This window comes from Comamonas sp. Z3 (assembly GCF_008121565.1).
GTDB lineage: Bacteria > Pseudomonadota > Gammaproteobacteria > Burkholderiales > Burkholderiaceae_C > Comamonas > Comamonas brasiliensis.
On sequence record NZ_VOQU01000006.1, the window covers coordinates 57,634 to 83,501 of the forward strand.

The 25,868-nt window shown below is 63.6% G+C and carries 21 protein-coding genes and 4 tRNA genes; 9 read left to right on the forward strand and 16 right to left on the reverse strand.

Features of this window, described 5'->3' with window-relative positions:
- Positions 1–122 precede the first annotated feature (122 nt).
- The 3 genes from greB to FSY59_RS17825 all read right to left on the reverse strand — a co-directional run bounded on the left by greB (position 123) and on the right by FSY59_RS17825 (position 1,091).
- Positions 123–689, reverse strand: coding sequence for a transcription elongation factor GreB (greB, locus tag FSY59_RS17815; RefSeq protein WP_043376832.1), 567 nt, complete (start codon positions 687–689; stop codon positions 123–125).
- A gap of 101 nt (positions 690–790) precedes the next feature.
- Positions 791–867, reverse strand: a tRNA-Arg gene (locus FSY59_RS17820).
- Positions 868–1,014: 147 nt separating this feature from the next.
- A tRNA-Arg gene (locus FSY59_RS17825) sits at positions 1,015–1,091 on the reverse strand.
- Positions 1,092–1,356: 265 nt separating this feature from the next.
- Here FSY59_RS17825 and FSY59_RS17830 point away from each other — a divergent pair.
- The gene (locus tag FSY59_RS17830; RefSeq protein ID WP_148729439.1) at positions 1,357–2,880 is read left to right on the forward strand and encodes a PLP-dependent aminotransferase family protein; all 1,524 of its coding nucleotides are present in this window, start codon (positions 1,357–1,359) and stop codon (positions 2,878–2,880) included.
- Between the two features lie 51 nt (positions 2,881–2,931).
- Here FSY59_RS17830 and FSY59_RS17835 read toward each other — a convergent pair whose 3' ends face one another.
- The gene (locus FSY59_RS17835; protein WP_003052067.1) at positions 2,932–4,368 is read right to left on the reverse strand and encodes an amino acid permease; all 1,437 of its coding nucleotides are present in this window, start codon (positions 4,366–4,368) and stop codon (positions 2,932–2,934) included.
- 190 nt (positions 4,369–4,558) lie between these two features.
- Positions 4,559–4,957, reverse strand: a complete 399-nt coding sequence (locus tag FSY59_RS17840) for a nuclear transport factor 2 family protein (RefSeq protein WP_003052064.1) — start codon at positions 4,955–4,957, stop codon at positions 4,559–4,561.
- A gap of 621 nt (positions 4,958–5,578) precedes the next feature.
- On the opposite strand from FSY59_RS17840, the gene FSY59_RS17845 reads away from it, so the two are divergent.
- The 4 genes from FSY59_RS17845 (at position 5,579) to FSY59_RS17860 (ending at position 10,301) form a co-directional block, all read left to right on the forward strand.
- The gene (locus tag FSY59_RS17845; protein WP_148729440.1) at positions 5,579–7,000 is read left to right on the forward strand and encodes an FAD-binding oxidoreductase; all 1,422 of its coding nucleotides are present in this window, start codon (positions 5,579–5,581) and stop codon (positions 6,998–7,000) included.
- A gap of 564 nt (positions 7,001–7,564) precedes the next feature.
- On the forward strand, positions 7,565–8,572 hold the full coding sequence (gene tauA / locus FSY59_RS17850; RefSeq protein ID WP_003052060.1) for a taurine ABC transporter substrate-binding protein: 1,008 nt from the start codon (positions 7,565–7,567) through the stop codon (positions 8,570–8,572).
- A gap of 66 nt (positions 8,573–8,638) precedes the next feature.
- Entirely contained in the window at positions 8,639–9,427 is a 789-nt protein-coding gene (locus tag FSY59_RS17855) for a taurine ABC transporter ATP-binding protein (protein ID WP_003052057.1), read from the forward strand.
- The gene (locus FSY59_RS17860; protein WP_050872303.1) at positions 9,420–10,301 is read left to right on the forward strand and encodes an ABC transporter permease subunit; all 882 of its coding nucleotides are present in this window, start codon (positions 9,420–9,422) and stop codon (positions 10,299–10,301) included. The genes FSY59_RS17855 and FSY59_RS17860 overlap by 8 nt, the downstream gene beginning before the upstream one ends.
- Before the next feature lie 134 nt (positions 10,302–10,435).
- On the opposite strand, the gene FSY59_RS17865 is transcribed toward FSY59_RS17860, so the two are convergent.
- From FSY59_RS17865 to FSY59_RS17875, 3 genes are read right to left on the reverse strand one after another with little or no spacing between them, the layout of a single operon-like run.
- Positions 10,436–12,136: a cobalt chelatase gene (locus tag FSY59_RS17865; RefSeq protein ID WP_148729441.1), complete on the reverse strand. Its 1,701-nt coding sequence runs from the start codon at positions 12,134–12,136 to the stop codon at positions 10,436–10,438.
- Positions 12,133–13,116: an AAA family ATPase gene (locus tag FSY59_RS17870; protein ID WP_003052053.1), complete on the reverse strand. Its 984-nt coding sequence runs from the start codon at positions 13,114–13,116 to the stop codon at positions 12,133–12,135. The genes FSY59_RS17865 and FSY59_RS17870 overlap by 4 nt, the downstream gene beginning before the upstream one ends.
- On the reverse strand, positions 13,109–13,933 hold the full coding sequence (locus FSY59_RS17875) for an IclR family transcriptional regulator (protein ID WP_050872306.1): 825 nt from the start codon (positions 13,931–13,933) through the stop codon (positions 13,109–13,111). Before FSY59_RS17875 ends, FSY59_RS17870 begins: the two co-directional genes overlap by 8 nt.
- Before the next feature lie 134 nt (positions 13,934–14,067).
- On the opposite strand from FSY59_RS17875, the gene xsc reads away from it, so the two are divergent.
- Entirely contained in the window at positions 14,068–15,879 is a 1,812-nt protein-coding gene (gene xsc, locus FSY59_RS17880) for a sulfoacetaldehyde acetyltransferase (protein ID WP_003052049.1), read from the forward strand.
- Positions 15,880–16,103: 224 nt separating this feature from the next.
- Entirely contained in the window at positions 16,104–17,069 is a 966-nt protein-coding gene (locus tag FSY59_RS17885) for a bifunctional enoyl-CoA hydratase/phosphate acetyltransferase (protein ID WP_003052047.1), read from the forward strand.
- Positions 17,070–17,194: 125 nt separating this feature from the next.
- Here FSY59_RS17885 and FSY59_RS17890 read toward each other — a convergent pair.
- The 5 genes from FSY59_RS17890 to FSY59_RS17910 form a co-directional block, all read right to left on the reverse strand.
- Positions 17,195–17,271, reverse strand: a tRNA-Arg gene (locus FSY59_RS17890).
- A 2-nt stretch (positions 17,272–17,273) separates the two neighbouring features.
- Positions 17,274–17,363: transfer RNA gene (locus FSY59_RS17895), tRNA-Ser, on the reverse strand.
- Between the two features lie 31 nt (positions 17,364–17,394).
- Entirely contained in the window at positions 17,395–18,711 is a 1,317-nt protein-coding gene (serS, locus tag FSY59_RS17900) for a serine--tRNA ligase (RefSeq protein WP_148729442.1), read from the reverse strand.
- Positions 18,712–18,893: 182 nt separating this feature from the next.
- Positions 18,894–19,883, reverse strand: a complete 990-nt coding sequence (gene ispH / locus FSY59_RS17905; protein WP_003052043.1) for a 4-hydroxy-3-methylbut-2-enyl diphosphate reductase — start codon at positions 19,881–19,883, stop codon at positions 18,894–18,896.
- 164 nt (positions 19,884–20,047) lie between these two features.
- Positions 20,048–20,518, reverse strand: coding sequence for a peptidylprolyl isomerase (locus FSY59_RS17910; RefSeq protein ID WP_003052041.1), 471 nt, complete (start codon positions 20,516–20,518; stop codon positions 20,048–20,050).
- Positions 20,519–20,637: 119 nt separating this feature from the next.
- On the opposite strand from FSY59_RS17910, the gene radC reads away from it, so the two are divergent.
- A complete protein-coding gene (gene radC, locus FSY59_RS17915; protein WP_003052039.1) occupies positions 20,638–21,330 on the forward strand; it encodes a DNA repair protein RadC in 693 nt (230 codons plus the stop codon).
- Positions 21,327–21,983 carry a Smr/MutS family protein gene (locus FSY59_RS17920; protein WP_003052037.1) on the forward strand — a complete coding sequence of 219 codons (657 nt, stop codon included), beginning with the start codon at positions 21,327–21,329 and terminating at the stop codon, positions 21,981–21,983. The genes radC and FSY59_RS17920 overlap by 4 nt, the downstream gene beginning before the upstream one ends.
- A 63-nt stretch (positions 21,984–22,046) precedes the next feature.
- On the opposite strand, the gene FSY59_RS17925 is transcribed toward FSY59_RS17920, so the two are convergent.
- The 3 genes from FSY59_RS17925 to FSY59_RS17935 form a co-directional block, all read right to left on the reverse strand.
- Positions 22,047–23,075, reverse strand: a complete 1,029-nt coding sequence (locus FSY59_RS17925; RefSeq protein ID WP_003052036.1) for a M48 family metalloprotease — start codon at positions 23,073–23,075, stop codon at positions 22,047–22,049.
- Between the two features lie 4 nt (positions 23,076–23,079).
- Entirely contained in the window at positions 23,080–23,667 is a 588-nt protein-coding gene (locus FSY59_RS17930; RefSeq protein ID WP_003052034.1) for a LemA family protein, read from the reverse strand.
- Between the two features lie 104 nt (positions 23,668–23,771).
- Positions 23,772–25,862: a bifunctional 2',3'-cyclic-nucleotide 2'-phosphodiesterase/3'-nucleotidase gene (locus tag FSY59_RS17935; RefSeq protein WP_148729443.1), complete on the reverse strand. Its 2,091-nt coding sequence runs from the start codon at positions 25,860–25,862 to the stop codon at positions 23,772–23,774.
- Positions 25,863–25,868: the final 6 nt, after the last annotated feature.

Here is a 25,868-nt window from a genome sequence, read left to right on the forward strand (position 1 = left end):
TTGATGATCAACGAATTCAATACCAAAACTATCTGAAATCATTGAACCTCAAGTGAGTGCAGCTCACAAAACAAAAGCGCGGCATCCACATCGGAAGCCGCGCTTTTTTGCAGCTCGTGCACTCAGGAACGTGCTGCAGGCTGCGGATAGCTGACGTCCAGAATCTCCAGCATGCGCACACCGGCCGGCGTGGGCAAGGCCACCTCGTCGCCCACGCGCGCCTTGAGCAGCGCGCGCGAAACCGGGGCAATCCAGCTGACCTGGTTCTGCGCGCTGTCCGCCTCGTCAATGCCCATGATGGTGATGGTGCGCTCCACGCCCTCGTCATCCACATAGCTGACCGTGGCGCCGAAAAAGACCTGGTCGCTGCCCGCATGCACGGCAGGATCGACCACCTCGGCAATCTCCAGTCTCTTGGTGAGAAAGCGGATGCGGCGGTCGATCTCGCGCAGACGCTTTTTACCGTAGAGATAGTCACCGTTCTCTGAGCGGTCGCCGTTGCTGGCTGCCCAGTGCACGATCTCCACGATCTTGGGGCGCTCGTTGTCGATCAGATCCAGCAGCTCGTCCTTGATGCGCTGGTAGCCCTGGGGCGTGATGTAGTTCTTGCCGCCGGTGGGCAATGGCGGCAGAGCGCCGACGTCGTCATCGTCGTCGCCGTCCGATTCTTTGGTGAAAGCCTTGCTCATGAGGCCGATCTTCACACAGATCCGCGCCTGCCTTGGCCAGCCCCTGTCAAAGTCCGAAAACGAAAAAGCCTCAGAACCTTGCAGTTCTGAGGCTTGTCGTTTGGTGCGGCTGGCAGGAATCGAACCCACGACCCCTTGGTTCGTAGCCAAGTACTCTATCCAGCTGAGCTACAGCCGCTAAGCCTCGAATTATATACAGATTTAGGAGCCGCTCGGTGGAAACCCGGATTTTTCTTCAAAGACATCCAGCACCGGCAATCCTGCCGCCACAGGCAAGGCAGAAACGAAAAAGCCTCAGAACCTTTCAGTTCTGAGGCTTGTCGTTTGGTGCGGCTGGCAGGAATCGAACCCACGACCCCTTGGTTCGTAGCCAAGTACTCTATCCAGCTGAGCTACAGCCGCTAAGCCTCGAATTATATACTTATTTTCAGGCCTGTGGAAAAGTCTTCCAGAAATTTCAGATCCCGCGCGCTGCTTCGGGACTGCAACCACATGAAAAGCCTAATTCCAAGCAAATGCATATGCGCTAATCTTGGGCGTTGAAGCCGGGTGCCAGCAAGCTGCTGGCGGCCCCAGCGATGCCGCGTTCATGGGCCCCGAAGAACCAGACCCCGCGCATCGGGGCAGCCGGTCGCCGCGCGCTGCGGCAGTGCATTCAGAACCATCAATGACGACAGACAGACAACCGGCATCGCCTTCCATTCCTCCATCCGTGGCCATGTGGGAGCAGCTGTTTCGCCGCAGTGCCAGGCCCTCCCTGAGCCTTCAGGGTCAGATTCGCGAGATGCTGGTCGATGCCATCCTGACCGGCATTCTCGCGCCTGGCGACGCCGTTCCATCGAGTCGCGAGCTGGCCAAGCTGCTGGGCGTGGGCCGCATCACCGTGGTCATGGCCTACCAGCAGCTGACCGAGGAGGCCTTCTTGCTGAGCCGCGAGAGAAAAGGCCATTTCATCCATCCCGACGTGCTGCAGGGCCGCACGGCCGAACGCACGCCGGGAGGCGGCAGGAGCTCGGACGCCGAGGCGCATACCGACTGGTCGCGCCGCCTGTGGCTGCGTCCCAGCCAGCAGCGCAGCATCGTCAAGGAAGACGACTGGCAGCGGTTTCCCTATCCATTTCTCTACGGCCAGTTCGACAAGGACTTGTTTCCCACGGCCGCCTGGCGCGAGTGCTGCCTCAAGTCCCTGGGCGTGCTGGACATCCGCATGTGGGCACCCGATCACATCACGCGCGACGACGACAGCCTCATCCAGCAGGTGCAGACCAAGATCCTGCCGCGCCGCGGCGTCTGGGCCTCGCCCGACGAGATCATCATCACCGTCGGCGCCCAGCATGCGCTGTACATGGTGGCCGATCTGCTGATGCGCGAAGGCACCTGCGTCGGCATCGAGGACCCCTGCTACCCCGATGCGCGCAATATCTTCAGCAGCCGCACCTCGCAGGTCATTGCTATCGGCGTGGATGGCGATGGACTGCCCATCGTCCCGGCCATGCGCAAGCTCGAGTACCTCTACGTCACGCCCAGCCACCAGTGCCCCACCGGCGTCACCATGCCGCTGGAGCGGCGCGAAGCCTTGCTGGAGGCCGCACAAAAGCACGATCTCATCGTCATCGAGGACGACTACGAAAGCGAAAGCAGCTTCGATGAACAGCCCATCCCGGCGCTCAAAAGCCTGGACCGCAACAACCGCGTGATCTATATCGGCAGCCTCTCCAAATGCCTGGCACCGGGCCTGCGCGTGGGCTATATCGTGGCTCCGCCCGAACTGATCAAGGAACTGCGCGCGCTGCGCCGCCTCATGATCCGCCACCCTTCCACCTTCATTCAGCGCACATTGGCCATGTTCATCTCGCTGGGTCATTACGAGGCCCAGCTGCGCCGCCTCGGCCAGGCCCAGAAGGAGCGTCATGCCGAGCTGACGACGGCCATGGCCCGCCACCTGCCCCAATGCCGCATCACCCCCGTGCGTGGCGGTGGCTCGTGCTGGGTGCAACTGCCGGACCACATACCCGCCCAGGCACTGGCGCGCCAGGCCGCCGAGCATGGGGTGCTGATCGAGCCCGGCGATGTGTTCTTCACTTCTCCCCGCAACACGGGCAACTTCATCCGCCTGGGCTACCAGTCCATTCCTGCGGCACAGATCGCCCAGGGCATCAAGGCCCTGGCGCAGGCCATGCAGCGCATGTAGGAATGCAAAAAGCCCCGGCCTTGCGGTCCGGGGCTGTGCTTGACGGAAGCCTCAGTTCTTGCGCAGCTTGGGCGGTGCCAGCTCGTCGAGCAGGTTCTCGGGATTCACCCCGCGCCGCAGCGTCTGGCGCACGCCATAGGCAATCAGCAGGATGCACAGGCTGGCCACTCCCAGTGCCAGCGGCGTGCGCTGCTCGGGGATAAAGCCCATGGCCACCACGATGGACAGCATGCCCACAATCGCCAGCCAGGTCAGGTAAGGAAAGCACCACATGCGCACCTTGAGCAGATGCGGCGCTTCGCGCTCCAGACGCGAGCGCAGGCGCAGCTGGGAGATCGCGATCAGGATGTAGACAAAGATGGCCACCGTGCCGTAGGAGTTCACGAGAAAGGCGAACACCTTGTCGGGAGACAGATAGGACATGACGATGGCGCCGTAGCCGAACAAGGTGGCCACCAGGATGGCGTACACGGGCACGCCGTTGCGGCTGACCTGGGCCAGCACCTTGGGCGCATCACCGCGTCGCGTCAGCGCAAACAGCATGCGCGAAGAGGCATAAAGCCCGGAGTTGAGCGCCGACAGCACGGCCGTCAGCACCACGGCATTCATGATCTGGGCGGCCGCCGGCACGCCCATGGCATCGAGAGCGCTGACATAGGGCGTGGACATGCCGTTGGAGTTCCACGGCACCAGGCAGGCCACCAGCAGCACCGATCCCACATAGAACACCAGCACGCGCAGGATGACCGAATTCGTGGCCTTGGCCACGGCCTTCTGTGGCTCAGCAGTCTCGGCCGCAGCAATCGTCACGATCTCCGCTCCGAAATAGAAGCCGGTCGCGGCCACGGCCCCCGTGAGCACCGGAACAATGCCGTTGGGCATGAAGCCGCCGTTCTGGCTCAGATTGGCGACATGCATTCCGCCGCCGCCCGGTGTCAGGCCCAGCACATAGACGCCGGCGATGAACAGAAACACCACGATGGCGGCCACCTTCACGGATGCCAGCCAGAACTCGCACTCGCCAAAGGATTTGACCGAAACCAGATTGGTCAGCGTCATCATGACCAGCAGGACCAGACTGATGCTCCAGGCCGGCACGTCGGGCAGCCAGTAGCGCACCAGCTCGGCCCCCGCCACCGCTTCGATGGCCACGACGATGACCCAGAAATACCAGTACATCCAGCCCGTCAGAAACCCCGCCAGCTGCCCCACGGCGGGCCGGTCGCGCCAGGCTTCGCGGGCGTACTCGTAAAACGAGCCGCCTGTCATGGAGCAGGCCATCTCTCCCAGCATGCGCATCACCAGCACCACCAGCAGGCCGGTGATCAGAAAAGAGATGACGGCTGCCGGTCCGGCCGACTTGATGACCACGCCGCTGCCGACGAACAGCCCGGCACCGATGACGCCGCCCAGGGCAATCATGGTCATGTGCCGCTGTTTGAGGCTGTGCGACAGCCCGTCCGGCGACGAATGCGGATTTCCAATCATTTTTGTCTCCTGTCTTGCCGGCATGGGAATACCGGTCGCCACGGCTTTATGTATCGGGTCGTGCCTTGCTGCTCATGCAGGCCGTTGCCGTGGTCGTTCAGTTATCTGCTTGAAAATTGTCGTGTGAAGCCCTGCGTGCAGCGCTCTCCTGCCATGAAGCAAGAATGCGCGCACGCCGGCCTGGCACGTGTCAGGAAAGCGCTACCGGTGGACGGTCCTTGCGGTAGGCGTTCTTGACGGCGATCTTTCCGTCGCGGAAGGTGAACACATCGACCATGCGAGCTTCCACACGCAGGCCGTCGGCCTTGGTGCCTTTGAAGGTGCTTTCCGAAACGCCGCGCACTCCCTGGACAAAATGCTCTCCATCCACCCAGGCGGCATCGGGGAAGGCTTGCCAGGCCAGCTGAAAGCCTTCGCGCACGGCTTCACGGCCCACAAAGCTGCGGCCCATCAGATCGGGGCCGGCTACGGCATGAAACTCGCATTCATCGGCCATGAAGTCCATCAGTGCATCGATGTCATGGCGATTCCACGCCTCGGAAAAACGTGCCAGGAACTGGACATCGGGTTGGGATTCTTGCTTGCTCATAGGTTCTCCAGATTGCTGTCATTTCTTGGCTTCCGGCCCTTGCAGGAGCGGCCGCCCGGGATCGAAAAATGCCTGAAATTCCGATGGCTCATCGTAGGTAGCACCGGCTCCGGTTCGTAGAACCAGTTACCGGCAATCGTTAAGTCCAAGGCCTTGGTGCTTCACGGCGCTGGGACCTCGAGAAACGACGGCAGCGCACGCGGCAGCTGCCCCGAAAGAACCCGTTTCTCCTCTGGGCGCTGCGCTCTGCCGCTGCGCTTGCAGATGCAGGCCCAAGCCATGGGCAAGCGCTTCTGATCCCGCTTCAGTTAGGTGAAAACGATAGGAGAACACCGGCGGGCGCTGCAGGGGTATCGCGGTCGGCGGCGCGAAAGCGGACTGCCCGAAGATCCGCTTGCCGACCTGCCAGAGCGCCCGGGCCTCGGGGTCGCATGAGCCGTCGGTGCGCTGGCTCCATCAAAACCTGCGCCGTGGCCCTAACCAGCCGCGCAAGGGGCTGGCTATGCTGCTCTGGACACCGCAAGCAGTGGCCTGCAACGGCATCTGCATTGACTTTGCGTCCATCCATTCCATCGCCATAGAACGCCGCTTCAAACGCAGCCACACCAGGAGACGATCGCCATGAAAGCCGAGGACATCCGCCCCAGCCACCTGAATCCGTACGACCCGCAATACGACCCTCTGGTTGCGAGAAATCCCGGACATGGCGCTGGCTACGCTCCGACCTACTGGGTAGGGACGGCAGGCCGGCCGCCCGACGACGACGGTCCGGTCTGCGGCGACATGGAAGCCGATGTGGTCATCGTCGGCTCGGGCTTCACGGGCCTCTCCACCGCCCTGTTTCTCGCCCGCGAGCACGGCATCCGCGCAGTGGTTCTCGAAGCCAACCAGAGCGCCTGGGGCTGCACCAGCCGCAACGGCGGCCAGGGCCAGAATGCCAGCGGCCGCCTCTATCGCTCGCAATGGATAGAGCGCTGGGGCAAGGACGTGGCCCTGAAGCTGGACGCGGAAATCCGTGAAGGCTTCGACACCTTCAAGAACCTGGTGGCCGAGTTTCCCGAATGCGAGCCGCAGCCGGGAGGGCATCTGTATATTGCCCACCGAGACAGAAAGATGGATTTTCTGCGCAACGAGACCCGCGTCATGCGCGAAGTCTTCGGCTATGACGCCCGCATACTCAGCGTCGATGCCGTGCGCCGCGACTATGTCGACGACGCCGACTGCCGTGGCGCGATGCACGAGCCCGACGGTATTGGCGTGCATCCGCTCAAGCTGGCGTTCGGCTATCTGCGCAAGGCCCGCGAGCTGGGAGTGAAGGTGCACCCCGCCAGTCCCGTGCTGGGCATGGAGACACGCAACGGCGTTCACTACCTCCGGACACCGGGCGGCACGGTCAAGGCACGCGCCGTCGGCTTTGCCACCGGCGGCTACACCAGCAACGGCCTGCACCCCAGCCTGCGCTCGAAGATCATGCCGATTCTCTCGAACTCCCTGGTCACGCGGCCCCTGACTGAAGAAGAGCTGGCGGCCACCAACTTCAAGACCACGCAGGTCATCACCGACACCCGTACCCTGCGCTTTTACTACCGCAAGCTGCCCGACAACCGCGTGCAGATCGGCAGCCGCAGCGCCATCACCGGAGCCGATGCGCCCAATCCGGCCCATATGGCCAAGCTGGTCGAGGGACTGCACCACAAGTTCCCGGCCCTCAGGGGAATCCAGGTGGACTACTCCTGGTGGGGCTGGGTCGATGTGAGCCACGACATGATGCCGCGCATCACCCAGCCCGATCCCGGAGAAAGCGTCTTCTATGCGGTCGGCTATGGCGGCAACGGTGTGTCGTTTTCTGCGCATGCGGGCCGGCGCATGGCACAGCGCATCGCAGGCCAGAAGATCAAGGCTTTCGAGTTGCCAATCTACAACTCATCGCTCGAATATCCGAATGTGTTCAATATGGTGCGCTCGGAGGCCTTTGCACCATTTCGCCGCATGGGCCAGCGCTTTCTCTACCACTGGTATCACATGAACGACGAGAAGAACTGACCCTTCCAGGCGCCGTGCGGCCGCACGCAACGAAGAGCACCTTCCACCAGGAAGGTGCTTTTTTTCATGCTATCCACGGATGCGGTGCAGCGCCCCCCGGGCGCCCCGGCCACAGGAAAAATCCGCCCCTCTGGCACACATATTGCGCAAGCATTCATGCCTCCCGGACAGCCCAATCCTCCCGCCTCTGTCCGTGATCAGTGAATACACCTAAGCCCATGCAGACGCCGCAAAAACGCCTTCCAACAGGACCGAGATATCCCGCGCAAGCCTCGCCCTGCAAGGCTTTGCCATGCACGGTCGCGGTGCACGCCAACCCATGCTGCGCGCACCATCCAGGACCGTGCGCGACTGGACCTAACGATTCACATCAACTGGCCCTACTGGCTGCGCAAGGTTGCTCACTACGATCCGCTCAGAAAGCTCTTTGAGCCTCGCGATGCGGCTTTCAACCGGTTCAGCCAGAAGCGGGAATGGGAAAGCAAGCCAGCAAGAGTGAGCACAGCAAGGGTTCTCTGGTCGAAGACTTCCACCGATATCGCTCTAACCATGGAGAAATTGGCAATGAAAATGCAAAAACGATGGGTGCTGAAAGCGGGTGTCGCAACAGCCGCACTGGCGATGACCGGCTTCGCGCTGGCGCAGCAGAAAACCGTGACCTTCGCCAACCAGGACATGCTGGTGCCTCTGCGCCTGGTGATGGAATCGGGCGAGTTGGAAAAGGAGACGGGCTACAAGATCAACTGGCGCATGTTCTCGGGCGGCGGCGACGTGATACGGGCAATGGCCTCAGGCGACGTGCAGATGGGAGAGGTGGGCTCCAGCCCGCTGACCGCTGCCGCCAGCCAGGGGCAGGACATCAAGCTGCTCTGGATCTCTGCGGACATCGCCGGTGCCGAAGCCCTGGTGGCACGCGACGGCGGCGGCATCAGCAATTTCAAGAGCATGGAGGGCAAGCGCATAGGCGTGCCGTTCGTCTCCACCGCGCACTACCAGCTGGTCGCGGCCCTGGGCAAGGAAGGCGTTGACGCGCGCAAGGTCAACATCATGAACATGCGCCCGCCAGAAATTGCCGCGGCCTGGGAGCGTGGCGATATCGATGCCACCTTTGTCTGGGATCCGGTGCTGGCCAAGGTCAAGCAAAAGGGCAAGGTGATTGCGACCTCCGGCTCCATTGCGCAGATGGGCTATCCCACCTTCGAGGGCATTGCCGTGAGCAGCAAGTTCGCCCAGGAAAATCCCCAGTTCATGGTGGCTTTCATCAAGGCCCTGAATCGGGCCAGCGCCCAGGTGCGCGACAACCTGGCCAAGTGGACTGCAGACTCGCCCGAGATCAAGGCGATTGCCAAATGGAGCAAGGCCGACCCCAAGGACGTGCCCGCAGCCATGGCGCTTTACCGCTTTCCCAGCGCCGAGGAGCAGCTTGGCGCGCAATGGCTCGAAGGCGGTGCGGCCAAGGCAATGACCAATACCGCAACGTTTCTGAAGTCGCAGGGACGAATCCAGGAGGTCAAGCCCGACTACGCCGCGTACGTGACCAGCAGCTATGTCAAGCAGGCGCTCGGCCGCTGACTGCCCGCCCACGACGGCCAGCCCCGTCGTGGCTCCCAGCTTTGTTTCACATAGGAGGGCAATGTCATGCCGACTCTGGATATACGCGACCTGACCGTCAATTACGAGGTCAAGGGCGGACACTTGCAGGCCCTGGCGCCCGTCAACCTGACCATGCATGAAGGCGACTTCGTGGTCGCGCTGGGGGCATCCGGCTGCGGCAAGACCACGCTGCTCAACTGCATGGCAGGTTTTCTGGCGCCTTCCAGCGGCCAGATCCTGCTGGACGGGAAACCCATTCAGGGCCCCGGAGCCAATCAGGGTGTGGTGTTTCAGAAGCATGCGCTGATGCCATGGCTCAATGTGATCGACAACGTCGCACTGGGACTGCGCATGCGCGGCATGGATCTGAAGACGCGCACGCAAATCGCCGAAGAGAAACTGGGCCTCGTGGGCTTGCAGGACTACGCCAGGCGTGCCGTCTATGAACTGTCTGGAGGCATGCAGCAACGTGTCGGCATTGCCCGTGCGCTGGCCAACGATCCTGCACTGCTGCTGATGGACGAGCCCATGGGTGCCCTGGACGCCTTCACGCGCGAGCAGGTTCAGGAAATCCTGCTGCGTGTCTGGCATGCCACCCACAAGATGGTGTTCTTCATCACCCATTCGGTGGAAGAGGCACTGTTTCTCGCCAGCCGGCTGATCGTCATGAGCCCCAGCCCGGGCCGTATCTCCCATGTCTACGACGACATGCCGTTCTGCCATGAGTTCCTGCGCACCGGCGATGCGCGTGCCGTCAAGTCGCGCCCCGACTTCATCAGGATGCGCGAAGAAGTTCTGAGTCTGATTCACCACCGGGAGCCTGCCAATGTCTGAAGCAGTCCAAATCAACCATCTGCCCGCCACCACCGCGCGCGTGCAGCCCAAGCCCCCTGCGCCACAGGCGTCGGGACCGGTGAAGACCAGTCGCTTCAAGACCCCCGGAGAAGGCTCCAGCCTCGGCATCAGCATCGTCACCGTGGCCTTGCTGCTGGCACTGTGGTTCGCCGCCACCAATCTCGGCTGGATCAAGCCCTTGTTCCTGCCCAGCCCGCAGGCTGTGTTCCAGCAGTTCTATGAATACCTGACCGGGCAGGCCAACGACAAACCGCTGTGGCAGCATTTCTCGGCAAGTCTGCTGCGCGTGACCGTCGCGTTCTGGCTGGCCTTCATGATTGCCGTTCCGCTGGGCATTGCGATGGGAATGTCACGCATCGCACGTGGCGTCTTCGACCCCCCCATCGAGTTCTACCGCCCCCTGCCGCCACTGGCCTATCTGCCGCTGATCATCATCTGGTTCGGCATCGATGAAACGCCGAAGATTCTGCTGATCTTCCTGAGCTGCTTTGCCCCCTTGGCCCTGGCGGCCCGCTCGGGCATGCGCAGCGCAGCACAGGAGCAGATCAATGCCGCCTATTCGATGGGAGCAAGCTACTTCCAGGTGATCCGCCATGTGATCTTGCCGGCGGCCCTGCCCGACATTCTGGTGGGCATGCGCATTGCCATCGGCTTCGGCTGGACGACTCTGGTTGCCGCCGAAATGGTGGCGGCGAACGTGGGTCTGGGTCAGATGGTGCTCAACGCCTCGAACTTCCTGCGCACCGACATCGTGATCATGGGCATCATCGTCATCGGCGTGATCGCCTATGTGTTCGACCTGTTCATGCGCTGGGTCGAAAAGCGCCTGGTTCCATGGAAGGGACGCATGTAAGTCCGGCCGCCTCCCCTGCGGGGATGACTGCGGCAAGCAGGCAGCGGGCAGGCATTGCGCCTTCCCGCTTTTCTGTTTTCCGTTGTTTCGGCTTGCTCTGCCTTGCGCGATACCTGTCGCACGCGCCACCCCGGTCATCGCCGGCACAGCATCTCGGCCACCGAAAACAGCAAGGCCTCGTCGATATCGTGCTGCAGATCGACGGCAAGCCTTTGACGGTAGAAGATCCCCAGATCCAGCCCGACGCCCAGGGCGCAGACCTTCACGCCGCCCATGCGCTCCTGGGCGGCAAGAACCTGCCGCAGGTGCTGATCCAGATAATGCTCGTCATTGGCCTGATGGGTCGCAGTGTCCATGGGACAGCCATCGGAGACGACAAGCAGGATGCGACGTTGCGCGGTCTTTGCACGCAGCCTCTGGCAGGCCCATTCCACGGCCTCGCCGTCGATGCCCTCACGAAAGATATCGGGTTTGCGCAGTGCCGCAATGCCGTGCCGGGCATGACGCCAGGGCTTGGCACCGTCCTTGAAGACAATGTGCAGGCGCTCGTTGAGACGCCCCGGAAACTGGGGCTGGCCCGCGCGCTGCCAGCGGCGGCGCGTTCTGCCGCCATTCCAGGCCTGGGTGGAAAAACCCAGGATCTCCACGCTCGCACCGGCCATCTCCAGCGACCGCCCCAGCACATCGAGCAATAGCGACAGGGGCCTGGCAAAGGTTTTCATGGAGCCCGAGCAGTCCATGAGAATAGTGACAGCGGTCTCGTTGACGGGGCGCTGCATTTCGTCCTTGAAAATCGCGCGCTGCTGCGGGTCCGTCACCAGCTGGGACAGACGGCTGCCGTCCAGATGGCCTTCCTCCAGCCCGAAGTTCCAGCCGTTGCGCTGCGTGCTGGCCAGGCGCTGCTGCAGATAGCGCGCCAGCCGCCCGGCCTGCTGCCATCCCGAACGCGCCAGCTCCTCGTCCATCTGCTCCCGGAACTGGGCCAGCTGCAGCGCACGGATCAGCTCACCGGCCTGCACCTCCCTATCGAACTCGCGCGTGAAAACCCGGTAGCTTTGAGCGGTTCCGGCCCAGGCCCGGCTGTCGCCGCTTTGCGCCACGGGCATGCCATCCTGACTCTGGGATTCAAAGTGCAGAGGCAGGGCAAAACTGCTGCGCCGCCTGGGACCGCCGGCACCGCGCGGCACATCCTCCTGCGCCGCACGCACCGCCATGCCGACCCAGCGGCTGACAGCCAGGGCAGGCTGGACAAACTGCTGCTGCCGGTCTCTGAAGCGGCGCAGCCGATCCCAGTGGCGGCCCAGCGGGCAAGCCATGGACATCCGCGTGGACTCCACCAGATCGGCCATGCGCTCAGGTATCTCGTGTCCGGTCAACCGGCTCCAGGCCGTGATGGCCACCGCAAACAGCAAGATGCCCAGACTGCTTTCCGTGAGGCCGGAATCCACGAATGCCTGGCACCAGTTCACAAAGCGCTGGCGCATGTTCTCGCGCGCTCCGGGCCAGGCCTCGGGCACCAGACTCTCCACGCGCAACTGCTCGAGCAGCTCGAACACCATGCGCTCCACCGGATCCTGAGGCAGATGCGCCTGAAACAGGGCCTGGTCGCTCCACTGCAGACGCAGCCCCATGCTGTCGAGCAGGCCTCGCTGATCCGTCTGCAGCAGCGGCACCTGGCTATGGTGGGCCGCCGCCTGGGGTATGGGCGTGGTGCCGCGGTACAGCGTCTGGCCACTCCACTGCAGGCTGGCGTCGCCGGTGATCGCGCGCAGCATGGCGCCGCCCCAGGCCTCCATGCGAGACAGCGAGGCAGGGCCGGAGGTCTCGGCGCTCATGCCAGCAACGCCAGTGCAGGTTCTTCGGGCTGCGCCAGCTCCTGGGCGAAGCAGCGCTGGAAATACTCGCGCACGACGGCACGCTCGGCAGGCTCGCATTTGTTGAGGAACGACAGCTCGAAGGCCAGCTTCAGGTCGTGGAAGATGGTGATGTTCTCGGCCCAGCTAATCACCGTACGCGGAGACATCAGCAAGGACAGATCGCCCACCGCAAAGCCCTTGCGCGTCAGCCCGGCCAGCGCCACCATGGCGTCCACCTTGCGGCGCCCGTCGGCCGTGGCCAGTTCCGGCACGCGCGCCAGCACGATGGCCGCTTCCTCGGCCGGGGGCAGATAGTTCAGGCTGGTGACCAGGTTCCAGCGATCGAGCTGGGCATGGTTGAGCTGCTGGGTGCCGTGATAGAGCCCGTTGAGATTGCCCTGGCCCAGGGTGTTCATGGTGGCAAACAGCCGAAAGCAGGGATGCGGCTCAATCACCCGCTTCTGATCGAGCAAGGTAAAGCTGCCCTCACGCTCCAGAACCCGCTGGATGACGAACATCACGTCGGGGCGGCCGGCATCGTACTCGTCAAACACCATGGCCACGGGCCGCTGCAGCGCCCAGGGCAGGATGCCTTCCTGGAACTGGGTCACCTGCTTGCCATCCTGCAGCACGATGCTGTCCTTGCCCACCAGATCCAGGCGGCTGATATGACCGTCCAGATTCACGCGCACGCAGGGCCAGTTCAGCCTCGCCGCCACCTGCTCTATATGTGTGGATTTGCCCGTGCCGTGCAGTCCCTGAATGACGACGCGCCGGTTGTGCGAGAAGCCCGCCAGGATGGCTTGCGTCACCTGCGGATTCAGGCGGTAGGCCTTGTCAATGGCGGGAACATGCTCGCCCGGCTCGGCAAAAGCCGGCACGCTCATGTCCGTGTCGATGCCAAATACATCGCGCACGCTGACGGTGCGGGTGGGCTGCAGCAGGCTCAGGTCAGTCATCATCGGCTTCCGGTGGAACGTCATCGTTAATGCGGGCGATCGCCGCGACGGCCGCCTGCAGCTTGGGAAGAAAGGACAAGGCCTTCTCCTTGGAAAAACGCATGATGGGTGCCTGCACGGCAAGCCCCATATTGGAGTTGCCCTGGGGTGCGGGCACCAGCACACCAAGGCACAGCAGCCCGGGCAGGAACTCCTCGTTGTCGAAGGCATAGCCCTGGGCGCGCACCTGATCGAGCTCCTGGTCCAGCGCCTCGAAGGTCGTCAACGTATTGCCGGTGAACGCTTCCAGCGGCACATTGGCCAGCAGCCGGCGGCGCTGGGCAGGCGACATCTGGCTCAGGAACAGCTTGCCCGTGGCCGAGCAGTGCGCGGGCACGCGCGAGCCCGGATGCAGATAAAAGCGCAGCGGCGCCGGCGTCTCCACGCGGTCCAGATACAGCACCTCGCTACCTGAAAAAGCCGTGATGTTGCAGCTCTCGCCGAGCTCGCGCACCAGCTGGGTCAGCACCGCATGCCGCGCGCCATGCGTGGTGTTGTTGAGCAACACGTTCTCCGCCAGCCGCATCAGCCGCTGGCCCGTGCCGTAGTGGCGACCGTTGCCATCCCTTTGCAGGATTCCGGCGCCTTCCAGCTGCGCAAGCATGCGGTGCATGGTCGGCTTGGGCAACCCTGTCTCTTCCACCATGGTTTGCAAGGTGAAGGGCTGACTCTTCTGCGCCACGGCTTCCAGCAGCGCGAACAAACGCAGATTGGGCGTGTCTCCGTCCAGGCGAGCCGAGGGGGTGTCTTCGCTGTGCTTCATATCGTTGTCGATCATATTAATTTCCATTTTTCGAGTCAATTTATTCCATAAAAAGAAATTTATTTGCACGAAAGCAAAAAAATGCCATAGACTGACATCGTTATTTCTTTTTTCGGAACCATAGGTTTCAAATTTTCAAGGAGACAGAGATGGCTGCAACGGACAATCGTAAAGTGGTTGAAGGCGTTCACAAGATGACCCCTTCGGAAGCATTCGTGGAAACCTGCGTCGCCAATGGCGTCAGCGAGATGTTCGGCATCATGGGTTCCGCCTTCATGGATGCCATGGACATCTTCGCCCCCGCAGGCATTCGCCTGATCCCGGTGGTGCATGAGCAAGGTGCGGCCCATATGGCCGACGGCTATGCCCGCGTCTCGGGTCGCCACGGCGTGGTGATCGGCCAGAACGGCCCCGGCATCAGCAACTGCGTGACCGGGATTGCCGCAGCCTACTGGGCGCACAGCCCGGTGGTGATCGTGACCCCCGAGACCGGCACCATGGGCATGGGCCTGGGCGGCTTCCAGGAAGCCAATCAGCTGCCCATGTTCCAGGAGTTCACCAAGTACCAGGGCCATGTCTGCAACCCCAAGCGCATGGCCGAGTTCACGGGCCGCGTCTTCGATCGCGCCATGTCCGAGATGGGTCCGACCCAGCTCAATATTCCGCGTGACTACTTCTACGGCGAGATCGAGTGCGAGATTCCCAAGCCCATGCGCGTGGACCGCGGCCATGGCGGCGAAGCCAGCCTGCAGGCCGCCGTGGAGCTGCTCAAGACTGCCAAGTTCCCGGTGATCCTGGCCGGCGGCGGCGTGGTCATGGGCGATGCCGTGGAGGAAGCCAGGCAGCTGGCCGAGCGCCTGGGCGCTCCCGTGGCCACGGGCTATCTGCGCAACGACGCCTTCCCCGCCAAGCACCCGCTGTGGGCCGGCCCTCTGGGCTACCAGGGCTCCAAGGCCGCCATGAAGCTGATCGCCCAGGCCGACGTCGTGATTGCGCTGGGCTCGCGCATGGGTCCCTTCGGCACCCTGCCCCAGCATGGCATGGACTACTGGCCCAAGACGGCCAAGATCATCCAGATCGAGGCCGATCACACCAACCTGGGCCTGGTCAAGAAGATCGCAGTGGGCATCAACGGCGATGCCAAGGCCGTAGCGGCCGAGCTGAGCAGGCGCCTGGCCGATGTGACGCTGGGCTGCGATGCCACCAAGGCAGCACGCGCCGACACCATCGCCACGGAAAAGGCCGCCTGGGAGAAGGAGCTCGACGGCTGGACCCACGAGCGCGACCCCTACAGCCTGGACATGATCGAAGAGGCCAAGGGCGAACGCACGCCGACCGGCGGCAGCTATCTGCATCCCCGCCAGGTGCTGCGAGAACTCGAGAAAGCCATGCCGGCGCGCGTCATGGTGTCCACCGACATCGGCAATATCAATTCGGTGGCCAACAGCTATCTGCGCTTCGACGAGCCGCGCAGCTTCTTCGCTCCCATGAGCTTCGGCAACTGCGGCTATGCCCTGCCCACCATCATCGGCGCCAAGTGCGCAGCACCCGATCGCCCGGCCATCGCCTATGCAGGTGACGGCGCCTGGGGCATGAGCATGATGGAAATCATGACCGCCGTGCGCCACGACATCCCCGTGACCGCCGTGGTGTTCCACAACCGCCAGTGGGGCGCGGAAAAGAAGAACCAGGTGGACTTCTACAACCGCCGTTTCGTGGCGGGCGAGCTGGAGAGCGAAAGCTTCTCCGACATCGCCAAGGCCATGGGTGCCGAAGGCATCGTGGTGGACCATATCGAGGACGTGGGCCCGGCACTGCAAAAAGCCATCGACATGCAGATGAAGGAAGGCAAGACCTGCGTGATCGAGATCATGTGCACCCGCGAGCTCGGCGATCCCTTCCGCCGCGATGCCTTGTCCAAGCCCGTGCGCATGCTGGACAAGTACAAAGACTTTGTCTGACGCCGTCTGACACCCCCTGAGGCGCTGCGCGCCTTCCCCCTCTCTACCTGCTGCGCGGAGGAGGGGGACGACACCCTCGGTGCGGGGCGGCCCTTCCTCGGTGTCCCTGGGTTGGGCCGCGCCGGTTTCATGCGCCTTGGGTAAAGCGCAAGGCCCTCGAAAGCCGACTCCCAGACCCCCTGCGTTGCTCGCGCCGGGCCTTGTACTTCCCCGCAGGAGCTTTCATGACTCCCCCACTCTCCCTTGCCGTGGCCGCCGACGATGCGCCCGCCACGCCTCGTCCCCATCTCCAGCAATTGATCGACCAGGCCCGGGCCCGCGGCCCGATTCCCGTGGCCGTGGCCTACCCCTGCGATGCCAGCTCTTTGCAGGCGGCCATGCAAGCGGCGGAAGCCGGCCTGATCAAGCCTCTGCTGATAGGCCCGCGCCAGCGCATCGAGGCTGCGGCTCGCTCTGCCGGTCTGGATCTGTCGGCCGCCGAGATCCACTCCACGGCCGACGACGCCCGCATCGCTGCGGCCCAGGCCGCAGTCCTGTGCCGCGATGGCCAGGCCCGGGCCCTGATGAAGGGCAGCCTGCACAGCGACGATCTGCTGGGAGCGGCCGTGGCGCGCGAAGCCGGTCTGCGCGGCAGCCGCCGGGCCAGCCATGTATTCATCATGGACATCCCCGGCTATGACCGCCCCCTGCTGATGACCGACTGCGTGGTCAACATCTTCCCCAGCCTGATGGAAAAGCGCGACATCGCCCAGAACGCGGTCGATCTGGCGCAGGCCATCGGCATAGTCCAGCCGCGCGTGGCCCTGCTGTCGGCGGTGGAAACCGTCAACCCTGCCATTCCCGGCACCATCGATGCGGCAGCCCTGTGCAAGATGGCCGACCGCGGCCAGATCACGGGCGGCATCTTTGACGGCCCGCTGGCCTACGACAACGCCATCTCCCTGCATTCGGCGCACAACAAGGGCATCGTCTCCGATGTCGCAGGCCGTCCCGATGTTCTGCTGGCGCCCAGCCTCGAAGCTGGAAACATGATCTACAAGCAGCTGGTCTACATGGCCAACGCCGAATGCGCAGGCCTGGTGCTGGGCATGCGCGTGCCCATCGTGCTGACCAGCCGCTCCGACTCGGTGGCCAGTCGCATCGCCTCCTGCGCCCTGGCCGTGCTGGCCAGTGCAGGAATGCAGGCATAGAGCCAGACCTGATCCAGGTCTGGCCGGACACCGCGGTGTCCGGAGCTTTTCTGCCAATCGCCCATCTCACGCAGACGCCAGAAACGAAAAAGCCTCAGAGTATTTCTACTCTGAGGCTTAACGTTTGGTGCGGCTGGCAGGAATCGAACCCACGACCCCTTGGTTCGTAGCCAAGTACTCTATCCAGCTGAGCTACAGCCGCATTGGCGGAGAGGGTGGGATTCGAACCCACGGTACGTTTGCACGTACGCCTGATTTCGAGTCAGGTACATTCGACCACTCTGCCACCTCTCCTGTGTCGAAGCATCTATTGTAGCCTAAAAATTCAGGCCTTCAGCAAAGTTTTGCCACCCATGTACGAAACCAGTGCTTCGGGCACGGTGATCGAGCCGTCGGCGTTCTGATAGTTCTCCAGCACGGCGACCAGCGTACGGCCCACGGCCAGGCCGGAACCGTTGAGCGTGTGTACCAGTTCGTTCCTGCCCTGCGCATTCTTGAAGCGGGCCTGCATGCGGCGCGCCTGGAAGGCTTCGCAGTTGGAGACCGAGCTGATTTCACGGTAGGTGCCCTGTGCCGGCACCCAGACTTCCAGGTCATAGGTCTTGGCAGCGCCAAAGCCCATGTCGCCCGTGCACAGGCTCATCACGCGGTACGGCAGACCCAGCTTCTGCAGCACGGCTTCAGCATGGCCGGTCATCTCTTCCAGCGCTTCATAGCTCTTTTCGGGATGCACGATCTGCACCATCTCGACCTTGTCGAACTGGTGCTGACGGATCAGACCGCGCGTGTCGCGGCCGCCGGAGCCGGCTTCGGAACGGAAGCAGGGGCTGTGTGCGGTCAGCTTGATGGGCAGACGATCTTCGGCCAGCACTTCGTCGCGCACCAGATTCGTCAGAGGCACTTCGGCCGTGGGAATCAGGTACAGAGCCGCGGTATCGGGCACGGGTTCGGCGTCCTGACCACCCTTGTTGGCAGCGAACAGATCGCCTTCGAACTTGGGCAGCTGGCCCGTGCCCTTGAGCGAATCGCTGTTGACGATGTAAGGCACATAGCATTCGGTGTAGCCATGCTGCTCGGTCTGCAGATCCAGCATGAACTGGGCCAGCGCACGGTGCAGGCGCGCGATCTGGCCCTGCATCACGGTAAAGCGGGCACCGGAGAGCTTGACGCCGGCTTCGAAGTCCAGGCCGATGGGCGCGCCCAGATCGACGTGATCCTTGATCTCGAAGTCGAAATTCCTCGGCGTGCCAAAGCGGCGCACTTCCACATTGCCTTCTTCGTCGGCGCCCACGGGCACGGACTCATGAGGCAGATTGGGCACGGCCGCCAGCATGGCCTGCAGCTCGGTCTGGATCTGGTCCAGGCGCGTGGCCGATTGTTCCAGCTCGGTCTTCATGGCGGCCACTTCGGCCTTGGCGGCTTCGGCGGCGTCCTTTTCGCCCTTGCCCATCAACATGCCGATCTGCTTGGACAGCTGGTTGCGCTTGGACTGCAGCTCCTCCGTGCGCGTCTGGATGGACTTGCGTTCGGATTCCAGCGCCTTGAAGGCTTCCACGTTCAGGAAGGCTTGGGGGTTCTTGCGGGTTTGCAGTCGGGCGACGACTGAATCCAGGTCTTTGCGGAGAAGTTGAATGTCGAGCATAGAGGGGGATTTTAGAGCGACTGGCCGCACCCGGCCGATACACGGGGGATGGCAGCAGTCAGCTATCAAAAGCAAAGCGCCTTGCGCAGGCTATTCATAGATTTTCAGATAGAAACCATCTGAAGTCTTTGAGTCCCATGCGCAAGGCGCTATGAAGTTACAAGCAGTCAGCTTGCCAGAGTTCAATGTCCGGTCTCGGGCGCCTTGCGCACTTCGATCTCCAGGCCCGTGGCCGCATCGATCTTCAGCCCCTTGGGCAGCGGGAACTTGATGGTTTCCTCGATACCGTCCATCTTGCGCACGGCGACTGCGCCCAGTTGCCGGATGCGTGCGATGACCTCGTCGACCAGTACTTCGGGCGCCGAGGCACCGGCCGTCAGGCCCACGCGGGCCGCATCGGCAAACCACTCTTCCCTGAGCTCGAGCGCGTTGTCCACCATATAGGCAGGCGTGCCCAGGCGATCGGCCAGCTCGCGCAGGCGATTGCTGTTGGAGCTGGTCGGGCTGCCGACGACGATCACCAGATCCACCTGGGGTGCCAGCACCTTGACGGCGTCCTGGCGGTTCTGCGTGGCATAGCAGATGTCCTGCTGCTTGGGCTCGCGCACCTGCGGAAAACGCGCCTTGATGGCGGCCTTGATGCCTGCGGCGTCATCGACCGACAGCGTGGTCTGCGTCACCACGGCCAGCTTTTCGGTCTGGCGCGGCGCCACCTTGGCCACATCGCCCTCGTCCTCGACCAGGTGAATGCCTTCGGAGAGCTGGCCCATGGTGCCTTCGACCTCGGGATGGCCCTTGTGGCCGATCATGAGGAATTCGTAGCCTTCCTTGGCCAGCTTGGCGACTTCCACATGCACCTTGGTGACCAGCGGGCACGTCGCATCGAAGATGGCAAAGCCGCGGCGCTCGGCCTCCTGCTGCACGGCCTTGGAGACGCCATGGGCCGAGAAGATCAGCGTGGCGCCGGGCGGCACCTCGTCGAGCTCCTCGATGAAGATGGCGCCCTTGGCCTTGAGATCGTTGACCACAAAGGTGTTGTGCACGATCTCGTGGCGCACGTAGATGGGCGCGCCGAACTTGGCCAGCGCCCGCTCCACGATCTCGATGGCGCGATCCACCCCGGCGCAAAAGCCGCGCGGCTCGGCCAGCAGGACTTCCTTGGCTCCCACCATTTCAATACCCCCTGGCGCTACGCACCACTCGCACGGCATGACACTGGCGCGCTTGAAGCGCGGGACGGCGGCACGGGCCGACCGCAGCATGGGCCGCCCCGCAGCAAAGGCCGTCGTTCCCCTTGAAGGGGGAAGCTGCGCAGCAGCTCAGGGGGTGTGTCATTTCAAAGTACCCCGATCAGCTTCACTTCAAACGTCACGGGCTGGCCGGCCAGCGGGTGGTTGAAGTCGAACAGCACGGCGCCGTCCTCGCGCACCTGCACCACGGCGCCGGCGTAGCTGCCGCTGCCGTCGGGCGTGGGGAACTGCACCACATCGCCCGCGGTGTATTGCTCATGCGGGTCGCCGAGCTCGTTCATGAGCTTGCGGGCCACCCACTGCATCATGTCGGGGTTGCGCTCGCCAAAAGCCTCGCCTGCGGGCAGCTCGAAAGTCGTGTGTGTGCCCTCGGCCAGGCCGATCAGCTTGTCTTCCATGGCCGGCGACAGCTCGCCCGCCCCCAGCGACAGCGTCGCCGGCTTTTCGTTGAAGGTATTGATCACATCGCCCGCAGGGCCCGCCAGGCGGTAATGCAGCGTGAGAAAAGAGCCTGCCTGCACGACGGGCAGATCCGAAGGGGTTGCGCTTGTGGTCATGAAAGTCCCGATAAACTGGGCTGCATTGTAAGAGCGAGCCTATAACCTCTGCGAGCCTGCGTTGAGATGGCCGGCCCGCCCTGGACTTCCCCGCCTTGTGTGAGCAAGCACTGACACCCATGCCCATCAAAGACCTGCCCCTGGATGCCCAGCCGCGCGAAAAGCTCGCGCAGCGGGGTGCGGCTGCGCTCTCGGATGCCGAGCTGCTGGCCGTCATTCTGCGCACCGGCATGGCCGGCAAGACGGTGCTGCAGATGGCGCAGGAGCTGCTGGAGCTGCCCGGTGATCGCCAGGCAACAGGCGGCCTGGCCGGACTGCTGGCCGCCGACTACCAGGCTTTGGCAACCGTCAAAGGCCTGGGCCCGGCCAAGCGCGCCGAGCTGATGGCCGTGCTGGAGCTGGCCCGCCGTGCCACGGCGCAGCAGCTGCGCGAGCGGGAAGTCTTTTCCTCCCCCGAAGCCGTCAAGCACTATCTGCAGCTGCATCTGGCAGCCAGGCCGCACGAGGTGTTTGCCGTGCTGTTTCTGGACAGTCAGAACCGCTTGCTGGCTCTTGAAGAAATGTTTCGCGGTACCTTGACGCAAACCTCCGTCTACCCTCGTGAAGTCGTGCTGCGCGCCCTGCACCATCATGCCGGCGCGGTGATCCTCGCGCACAACCACCCCAGCGGCAGCGTGCAGCCCAGCAGCGCCGACTGTGCGCTGACCGCCACACTCAAGGCCGCACTGGCCTTGATCGATGTGCGCGTGCTCGACCACATCATCGTCGGGCCGGGCGCTGCCTGCTCCATGGCCGAGGAGGCTCTGCTATGAGCCATGGACACCGCTCGCTGCAGGATCTGGCCGGCATCTCCCGCCATCTCAAGCAGCTGCGCGAACAGGCCGAAGCCCTGGCCCTCGCCCAGGCCGAAGCGCGTGCAGCGCGCGAACGCGAACGCAATCTGTTTGCGCTCAGCGTCGGCAAGGTCACGCCGCTGCGCTCGCGCAACGAAGTCAGCTTTCTGGAGCCGGCGCCCTCGCCGCTGCCGCTGCAGATGGTGCTGGACGAACAGAATGTGCTGCGCGAAGCCATGAGCGACGAGTTCGATGTCAGCACCCTGCTGGACGTGGACGATCAGCTGAGCTTTCGCCGCCCCGGTATCGGTCTCGACGTGACGCGCAAGCTGCGTGGCGGCCACTGGAGCATTCAGCGCCAGCTGGACCTGCACGGCCTGCGCTCCGACGAGGCCCGCGAAGCGCTGGGCCAGTTCATCCGGCTGTCGCACCGCACCGGCGTGCGTTGCGTGCGCATCGTGCACGGCAAGGGCTTGGGCTCGCCGGGCCGCACCCCCGTGCTCAAGGGCAAGGTGCAGCGCTGGCTGGTGCAGAAGAAAGAGGTTCTGGCCTTTGTCCAGGCCCGCCCGGCCGAAGGAGGCGCGGGCGCGCTGGTGGTGCTGCTGCAGCCGGGCAAGCGCAAGCTGTTCTGAGCCCCCATCCTTGCGATCCGATAGCTGCTCGCGCTCATCTACGCTGGGATCGAACCCGAAGGCTTATCTTCCCTGCGGCACGGTGTTGAGCGGCAAGGGCAGCGGCCGCATATCGCGGCCGTAAATGCGGCGTATGCGCTCGGGCACCGTGGGGTGGGATTCCAGCCAGTCTTCGATGCGGCTGGCATGGGGTGTCTCGGCCAGCAGCATGTGCTGCACGATGCGCTTGTCCAGCCCCTGGTGGCTGCGCGTGTCCTGCTCCCAGCTGCCATACTGCTCCTCGGCCAGCTCACGCTGCGTGAGCACCTTGCGCAGAACGCCGCCCAGGCCGTCCTTGCTGCGCGTCCACTGTACGGCGCGCGCATCGGCCAGATACTCGCGCTGGCGCGATACGGCGGCCTTGAGCAACTGGCCGCCGAGCCAGCCGACAAAGCCCGCGGCCTGGATGAAGAGGCCAAACCATTGCGTAAGAATGCTGTCGCGCTCGCGCAGGCTCTGGCCGAAGTTGTGAATCAGCTCCAGCCCGTAGACCATGCCGGCCAGCTGCATGTTCAGCCGCGTGTCGCCCTCGCGCAGATGGGACAGCTCATGCGCCACCAGACCCTGCATTTCCTCACGGCTGAGCTGGTCCAGCGCCCCCTGGGTCACGGCAATGACGGCGTCCTGCGCGTCCCAGCCCGCTGCAAAGGCATTGATGGCCTCGGTCCGCGCCAGCACCGCGACCTGGGGCGCAGGCCAGTGCGCCGCGATGCACATTTCATGGACGATGTTGCACAACTGCTGCTCGGCCAGCGAGCTGCCGGGTCTGGCCTCGCGCGCTCCCACGCGCTGTGCCAGCTTGCGCCCGCCGTGGCGCAGCTGGTCCAGCTCTATCCAGCAACCGCCCAGCACCAGCAGCAAGGTCACGCCGATATTCACCGTCGCAAAGCCCGTGGGATAGTCCCAGCCGCCGAATGCCAGAGTGCCAAGCCACCAGGCCAGCATCAGGCCCAGATGCACCGATGCCACCACGGCCAGCACGCACAGGCCGAACACCAGCAGCAACCAGCGCGTGCTGCGCCTGGCTTCGCGCTGTCGCTCCCAGAAACGCATGCGCTCAGAACCTGACCTGAGGGACGGCGCGCTCCTGCTCGCTCTGGGTCGAAGCCAGCATGTCCAGATGCACAAAACCCACCAGCCGCGCCACGATCAGGTCCGGGAACTGCCCAGCCTGGTTGTTGAAGTCCAGCACCTCGTCGTTGTAGGACTGACGTGCAAAGCCGATGCGGTTCTCGGTGCTGGTGATCTCTTCGCTGAGCTGCTGCATGCGGGCATCGGCCTTGAGCGTGGGATAGGCCTCGGCCAGCGCCATCAGACGGCCCATCTGGCCGCCCAGCACCTGCTCCGCCGCCATGAGCGCCCCCATGACTTGCGCTTTGCCCGGCGACTGGCGCGCCTTGTCGGCAGCGCTGACGGCCTCGCCGCGCGCGCGGATCACGGCTTCCAGCGTCTGGGCCTCGTGCTGCATATAGCCGCGGGCGACTTCCACCAGATTGGGAATCAGGTCATGGCGGCGCTTGAGCTGCACATCGATCTGCGCAAACGCGTTCTCCACCTGGTTCTTGTGCGTGCGCAAGCGGTTGTAGAGGGCAATTGCCCAGATCACGATCACCACCACCACTGCCAGCGCGATATATGCCGTCATACCCTCTCCCCTATCCCTGAAAAATTTCTCGCATCATAGCCAGTCCCAGAAAAAAGCCGCCGTGGCTTTTGCAGCCACGGCGGCAGTTGTTGCGGTAACGCAGCCTACCTGGACAGATCGAGCTGATATTTGCTCATGCCCTTGCCCAGGCCGTCATCCGCGGCCAGCACGGACACTCCCGTCAGGCCCGCGGCCTGGGCCACGCTCAAGGCATTGCTGCCGGAGCTGAACACCACCGGGCCGGCCGTCGTCACCTTGGTAAAGCGCCAGCTCTTGGCAGCGCCATTGGCAGCTCGGGTGATCTGCGGATTCTGGCGCACATACCCAATCACCACATCGCGGTTCGCATCGGGCGATGCCCAGATGGCCGACGAGCCGTCGAGCTTGGGGATGAAGCTGGCACCGCTGGTGGCACGGTAGTTGTTGGTGGCGATCACGAACTCCTGCGCCGTATCCATGGGCTTGCCCAGATAGCTCAGGTTCTTGATGCGGCTGCCCGGAGGCTGGGTGACATCGATCTCGTACTGCACATCGGCCGTGGTGAACATGTCGAAGTTGTAGCCCGGGAAGCTGCTGATCAACGGCTGCTCGGTCGTCTTGTTCACATCGATCTGGTTGAAGCGCTTGGCGGCAGCCTCCAGCCAGCTCTTGATGTCGGCGCCGTTGACCTTCACTGCGTACACGGTGTTGGGGTAGAGATACAGGTCAGCCGCGTTGTATATGGCGAGCGAGCCGGCAGCCACATCGGTGAAGTCCTTGCCGCCCTGGAAGCCGGACTTGAACGGCGCACTCACCGACAGCACGGGCAGGCTGGCGTACTGGGGCAGATTGGCCTTGATGTAGCTGGCCACATAGGCCTGCTGGGCCTGGTTGACGATCTGGATCGCACCGGGATCGCCCACATCGGCAAACAGCGTGCTCATGCGGAAGTCCGTGCTGCCGATGGGCGTCTTCACATAGCTGATGGCCGCCTGATGCTGTGCCTCGATCAGCGGCGCAACGGCCGGATCGGCATCCACAAACACCGAGGCACCTGCTGCATCCTTGTTCTGGATGTTGCGCAGCTCGCTCTTGCTGCCGGTCTTGGCCACGCTCCACTTCTTGCCGTCCCATTGCAGTGGCAGCTGGATCACGCCCAGCGCCTTGCCCCAGGAGCTGGCCATGACCGCAGGCACGCCGTTGATGGTGCCGGCCTGGTTGTCCACGCCGCTCTGGCTGTAGGCGGGCTTGGCCGACAGATCGGGGAACACGCTGTGCTGATGGCCCATGACCATGGCGTCGATGCCCGCGACCTTGGACAGATACAGGCCGGGGTTCTCCATGGTGGCCGAGTAGGCCGAGCCGTCCAGACCGCCATGCAGCAGCGCCACCACCACATCGGCGCCCTTGGCACGCAACTCTGGCACGTATTTGCTCGCCGCCTCGACCGCGCCCTCGGTGTAGACCTTGCCTTCCAGATAGCGCTTGTCCCAGTTCATGATGCCCGGCGTGGTGAAGCCGATCACGCCGATCTTGATGGGCAGCCTGACTTCCTTGCCGTCGCTGCCCTTGGCCACCATGGTGCGCTCCAGCACGGCATAGGGCTGGACCAGCGGCTTCCTGGTCTTGCTGCTGTAGACATTGGCCAGCACGGCCGGATAGCCGTTGCCTGCGCATTTCTGGCTGGCGTCCACGCCGTCCACATCCAGACCGCCGCCCAGCACCTGGTTGAGAAAGGGCAGACCGTAATTGAATTCGTGATTGCCCAGCGTGCCGGCGTCAAAGCTCAGCGCGCCCATGGCCTTGTACATGGACAGCTGCTGCGTGCAGGCGATGGGCTTGATCTCGGCCTCGTAGTCGGCCAGGGCCGTACCCTGGATGGTGTCGCCGTTGTCCACCAGCAGCGTGTTGGCAAATTCCTTGCGGGCCGCACGGATCAGCGTGGCCGTGCGCTCGAAGCCATAGGTCTTGTCTTCGGCCAGCTTGAAATAGTCATAGCTGCGCACATTGAAGTGCAGGTCCGTGGTCTCCAGAACGGCCAGCGTCGCCGTGGCAGGCTGCGCGGTGACAGGCGTTGTGCTGCTGTCGTCGCTGCCGCCGCAGGCGGCCAGCAAGGCGGCACAGCCCACGGCCGTCAGCACATGGCGGCGTTGCTGCAATGCCGAGAAGAAACCGCCCGAGCGCAGCTTTGCGCCAGGCAAATCGAAATCCTGCATGGTTGA

Excerpts from the sequence above, each read along its gene's own strand:
- greB (WP_043376832.1), bottom strand. The coding sequence starts at position 689 with ATGAGCAAGGCTTTCACCAAAGAATCGGACGGCGACGACGATGACGAC.
- FSY59_RS17830 (WP_148729439.1), top strand. The coding sequence starts at position 1,357 with ATGACGACAGACAGACAACCGGCATCGCCTTCCATTCCTCCATCCGTG.
- FSY59_RS17835 (WP_003052067.1), bottom strand. The coding sequence starts at position 4,368 with ATGATTGGAAATCCGCATTCGTCGCCGGACGGGCTGTCGCACAGCCTC.
- FSY59_RS17840 (WP_003052064.1), bottom strand. The coding sequence starts at position 4,957 with ATGAGCAAGCAAGAATCCCAACCCGATGTCCAGTTCCTGGCACGTTTT.
- FSY59_RS17845 (WP_148729440.1), top strand. The coding sequence starts at position 5,579 with ATGAAAGCCGAGGACATCCGCCCCAGCCACCTGAATCCGTACGACCCG.
- tauA (WP_003052060.1), top strand. The coding sequence starts at position 7,565 with ATGAAAATGCAAAAACGATGGGTGCTGAAAGCGGGTGTCGCAACAGCC.
- FSY59_RS17855 (WP_003052057.1), top strand. The coding sequence starts at position 8,639 with ATGCCGACTCTGGATATACGCGACCTGACCGTCAATTACGAGGTCAAG.
- FSY59_RS17860 (WP_050872303.1), top strand. The coding sequence starts at position 9,420 with ATGTCTGAAGCAGTCCAAATCAACCATCTGCCCGCCACCACCGCGCGC.
- FSY59_RS17865 (WP_148729441.1), bottom strand. The coding sequence starts at position 12,136 with ATGAGCGCCGAGACCTCCGGCCCTGCCTCGCTGTCTCGCATGGAGGCC.
- FSY59_RS17870 (WP_003052053.1), bottom strand. The coding sequence starts at position 13,116 with ATGACTGACCTGAGCCTGCTGCAGCCCACCCGCACCGTCAGCGTGCGC.
- FSY59_RS17875 (WP_050872306.1), bottom strand. The coding sequence starts at position 13,933 with ATGATCGACAACGATATGAAGCACAGCGAAGACACCCCCTCGGCTCGC.
- xsc (WP_003052049.1), top strand. The coding sequence starts at position 14,068 with ATGGCTGCAACGGACAATCGTAAAGTGGTTGAAGGCGTTCACAAGATG.
- FSY59_RS17885 (WP_003052047.1), top strand. The coding sequence starts at position 16,104 with ATGACTCCCCCACTCTCCCTTGCCGTGGCCGCCGACGATGCGCCCGCC.
- serS (WP_148729442.1), bottom strand. The coding sequence starts at position 18,711 with ATGCTCGACATTCAACTTCTCCGCAAAGACCTGGATTCAGTCGTCGCC.
- ispH (WP_003052043.1), bottom strand. The coding sequence starts at position 19,883 with ATGGTGGGAGCCAAGGAAGTCCTGCTGGCCGAGCCGCGCGGCTTTTGC.
- FSY59_RS17910 (WP_003052041.1), bottom strand. The coding sequence starts at position 20,518 with ATGACCACAAGCGCAACCCCTTCGGATCTGCCCGTCGTGCAGGCAGGC.
- radC (WP_003052039.1), top strand. The coding sequence starts at position 20,638 with ATGCCCATCAAAGACCTGCCCCTGGATGCCCAGCCGCGCGAAAAGCTC.
- FSY59_RS17920 (WP_003052037.1), top strand. The coding sequence starts at position 21,327 with ATGAGCCATGGACACCGCTCGCTGCAGGATCTGGCCGGCATCTCCCGC.
- FSY59_RS17925 (WP_003052036.1), bottom strand. The coding sequence starts at position 23,075 with ATGCGTTTCTGGGAGCGACAGCGCGAAGCCAGGCGCAGCACGCGCTGG.
- FSY59_RS17930 (WP_003052034.1), bottom strand. The coding sequence starts at position 23,667 with ATGACGGCATATATCGCGCTGGCAGTGGTGGTGGTGATCGTGATCTGG.
- FSY59_RS17935 (WP_148729443.1), bottom strand. The coding sequence starts at position 25,862 with ATGCAGGATTTCGATTTGCCTGGCGCAAAGCTGCGCTCGGGCGGTTTC.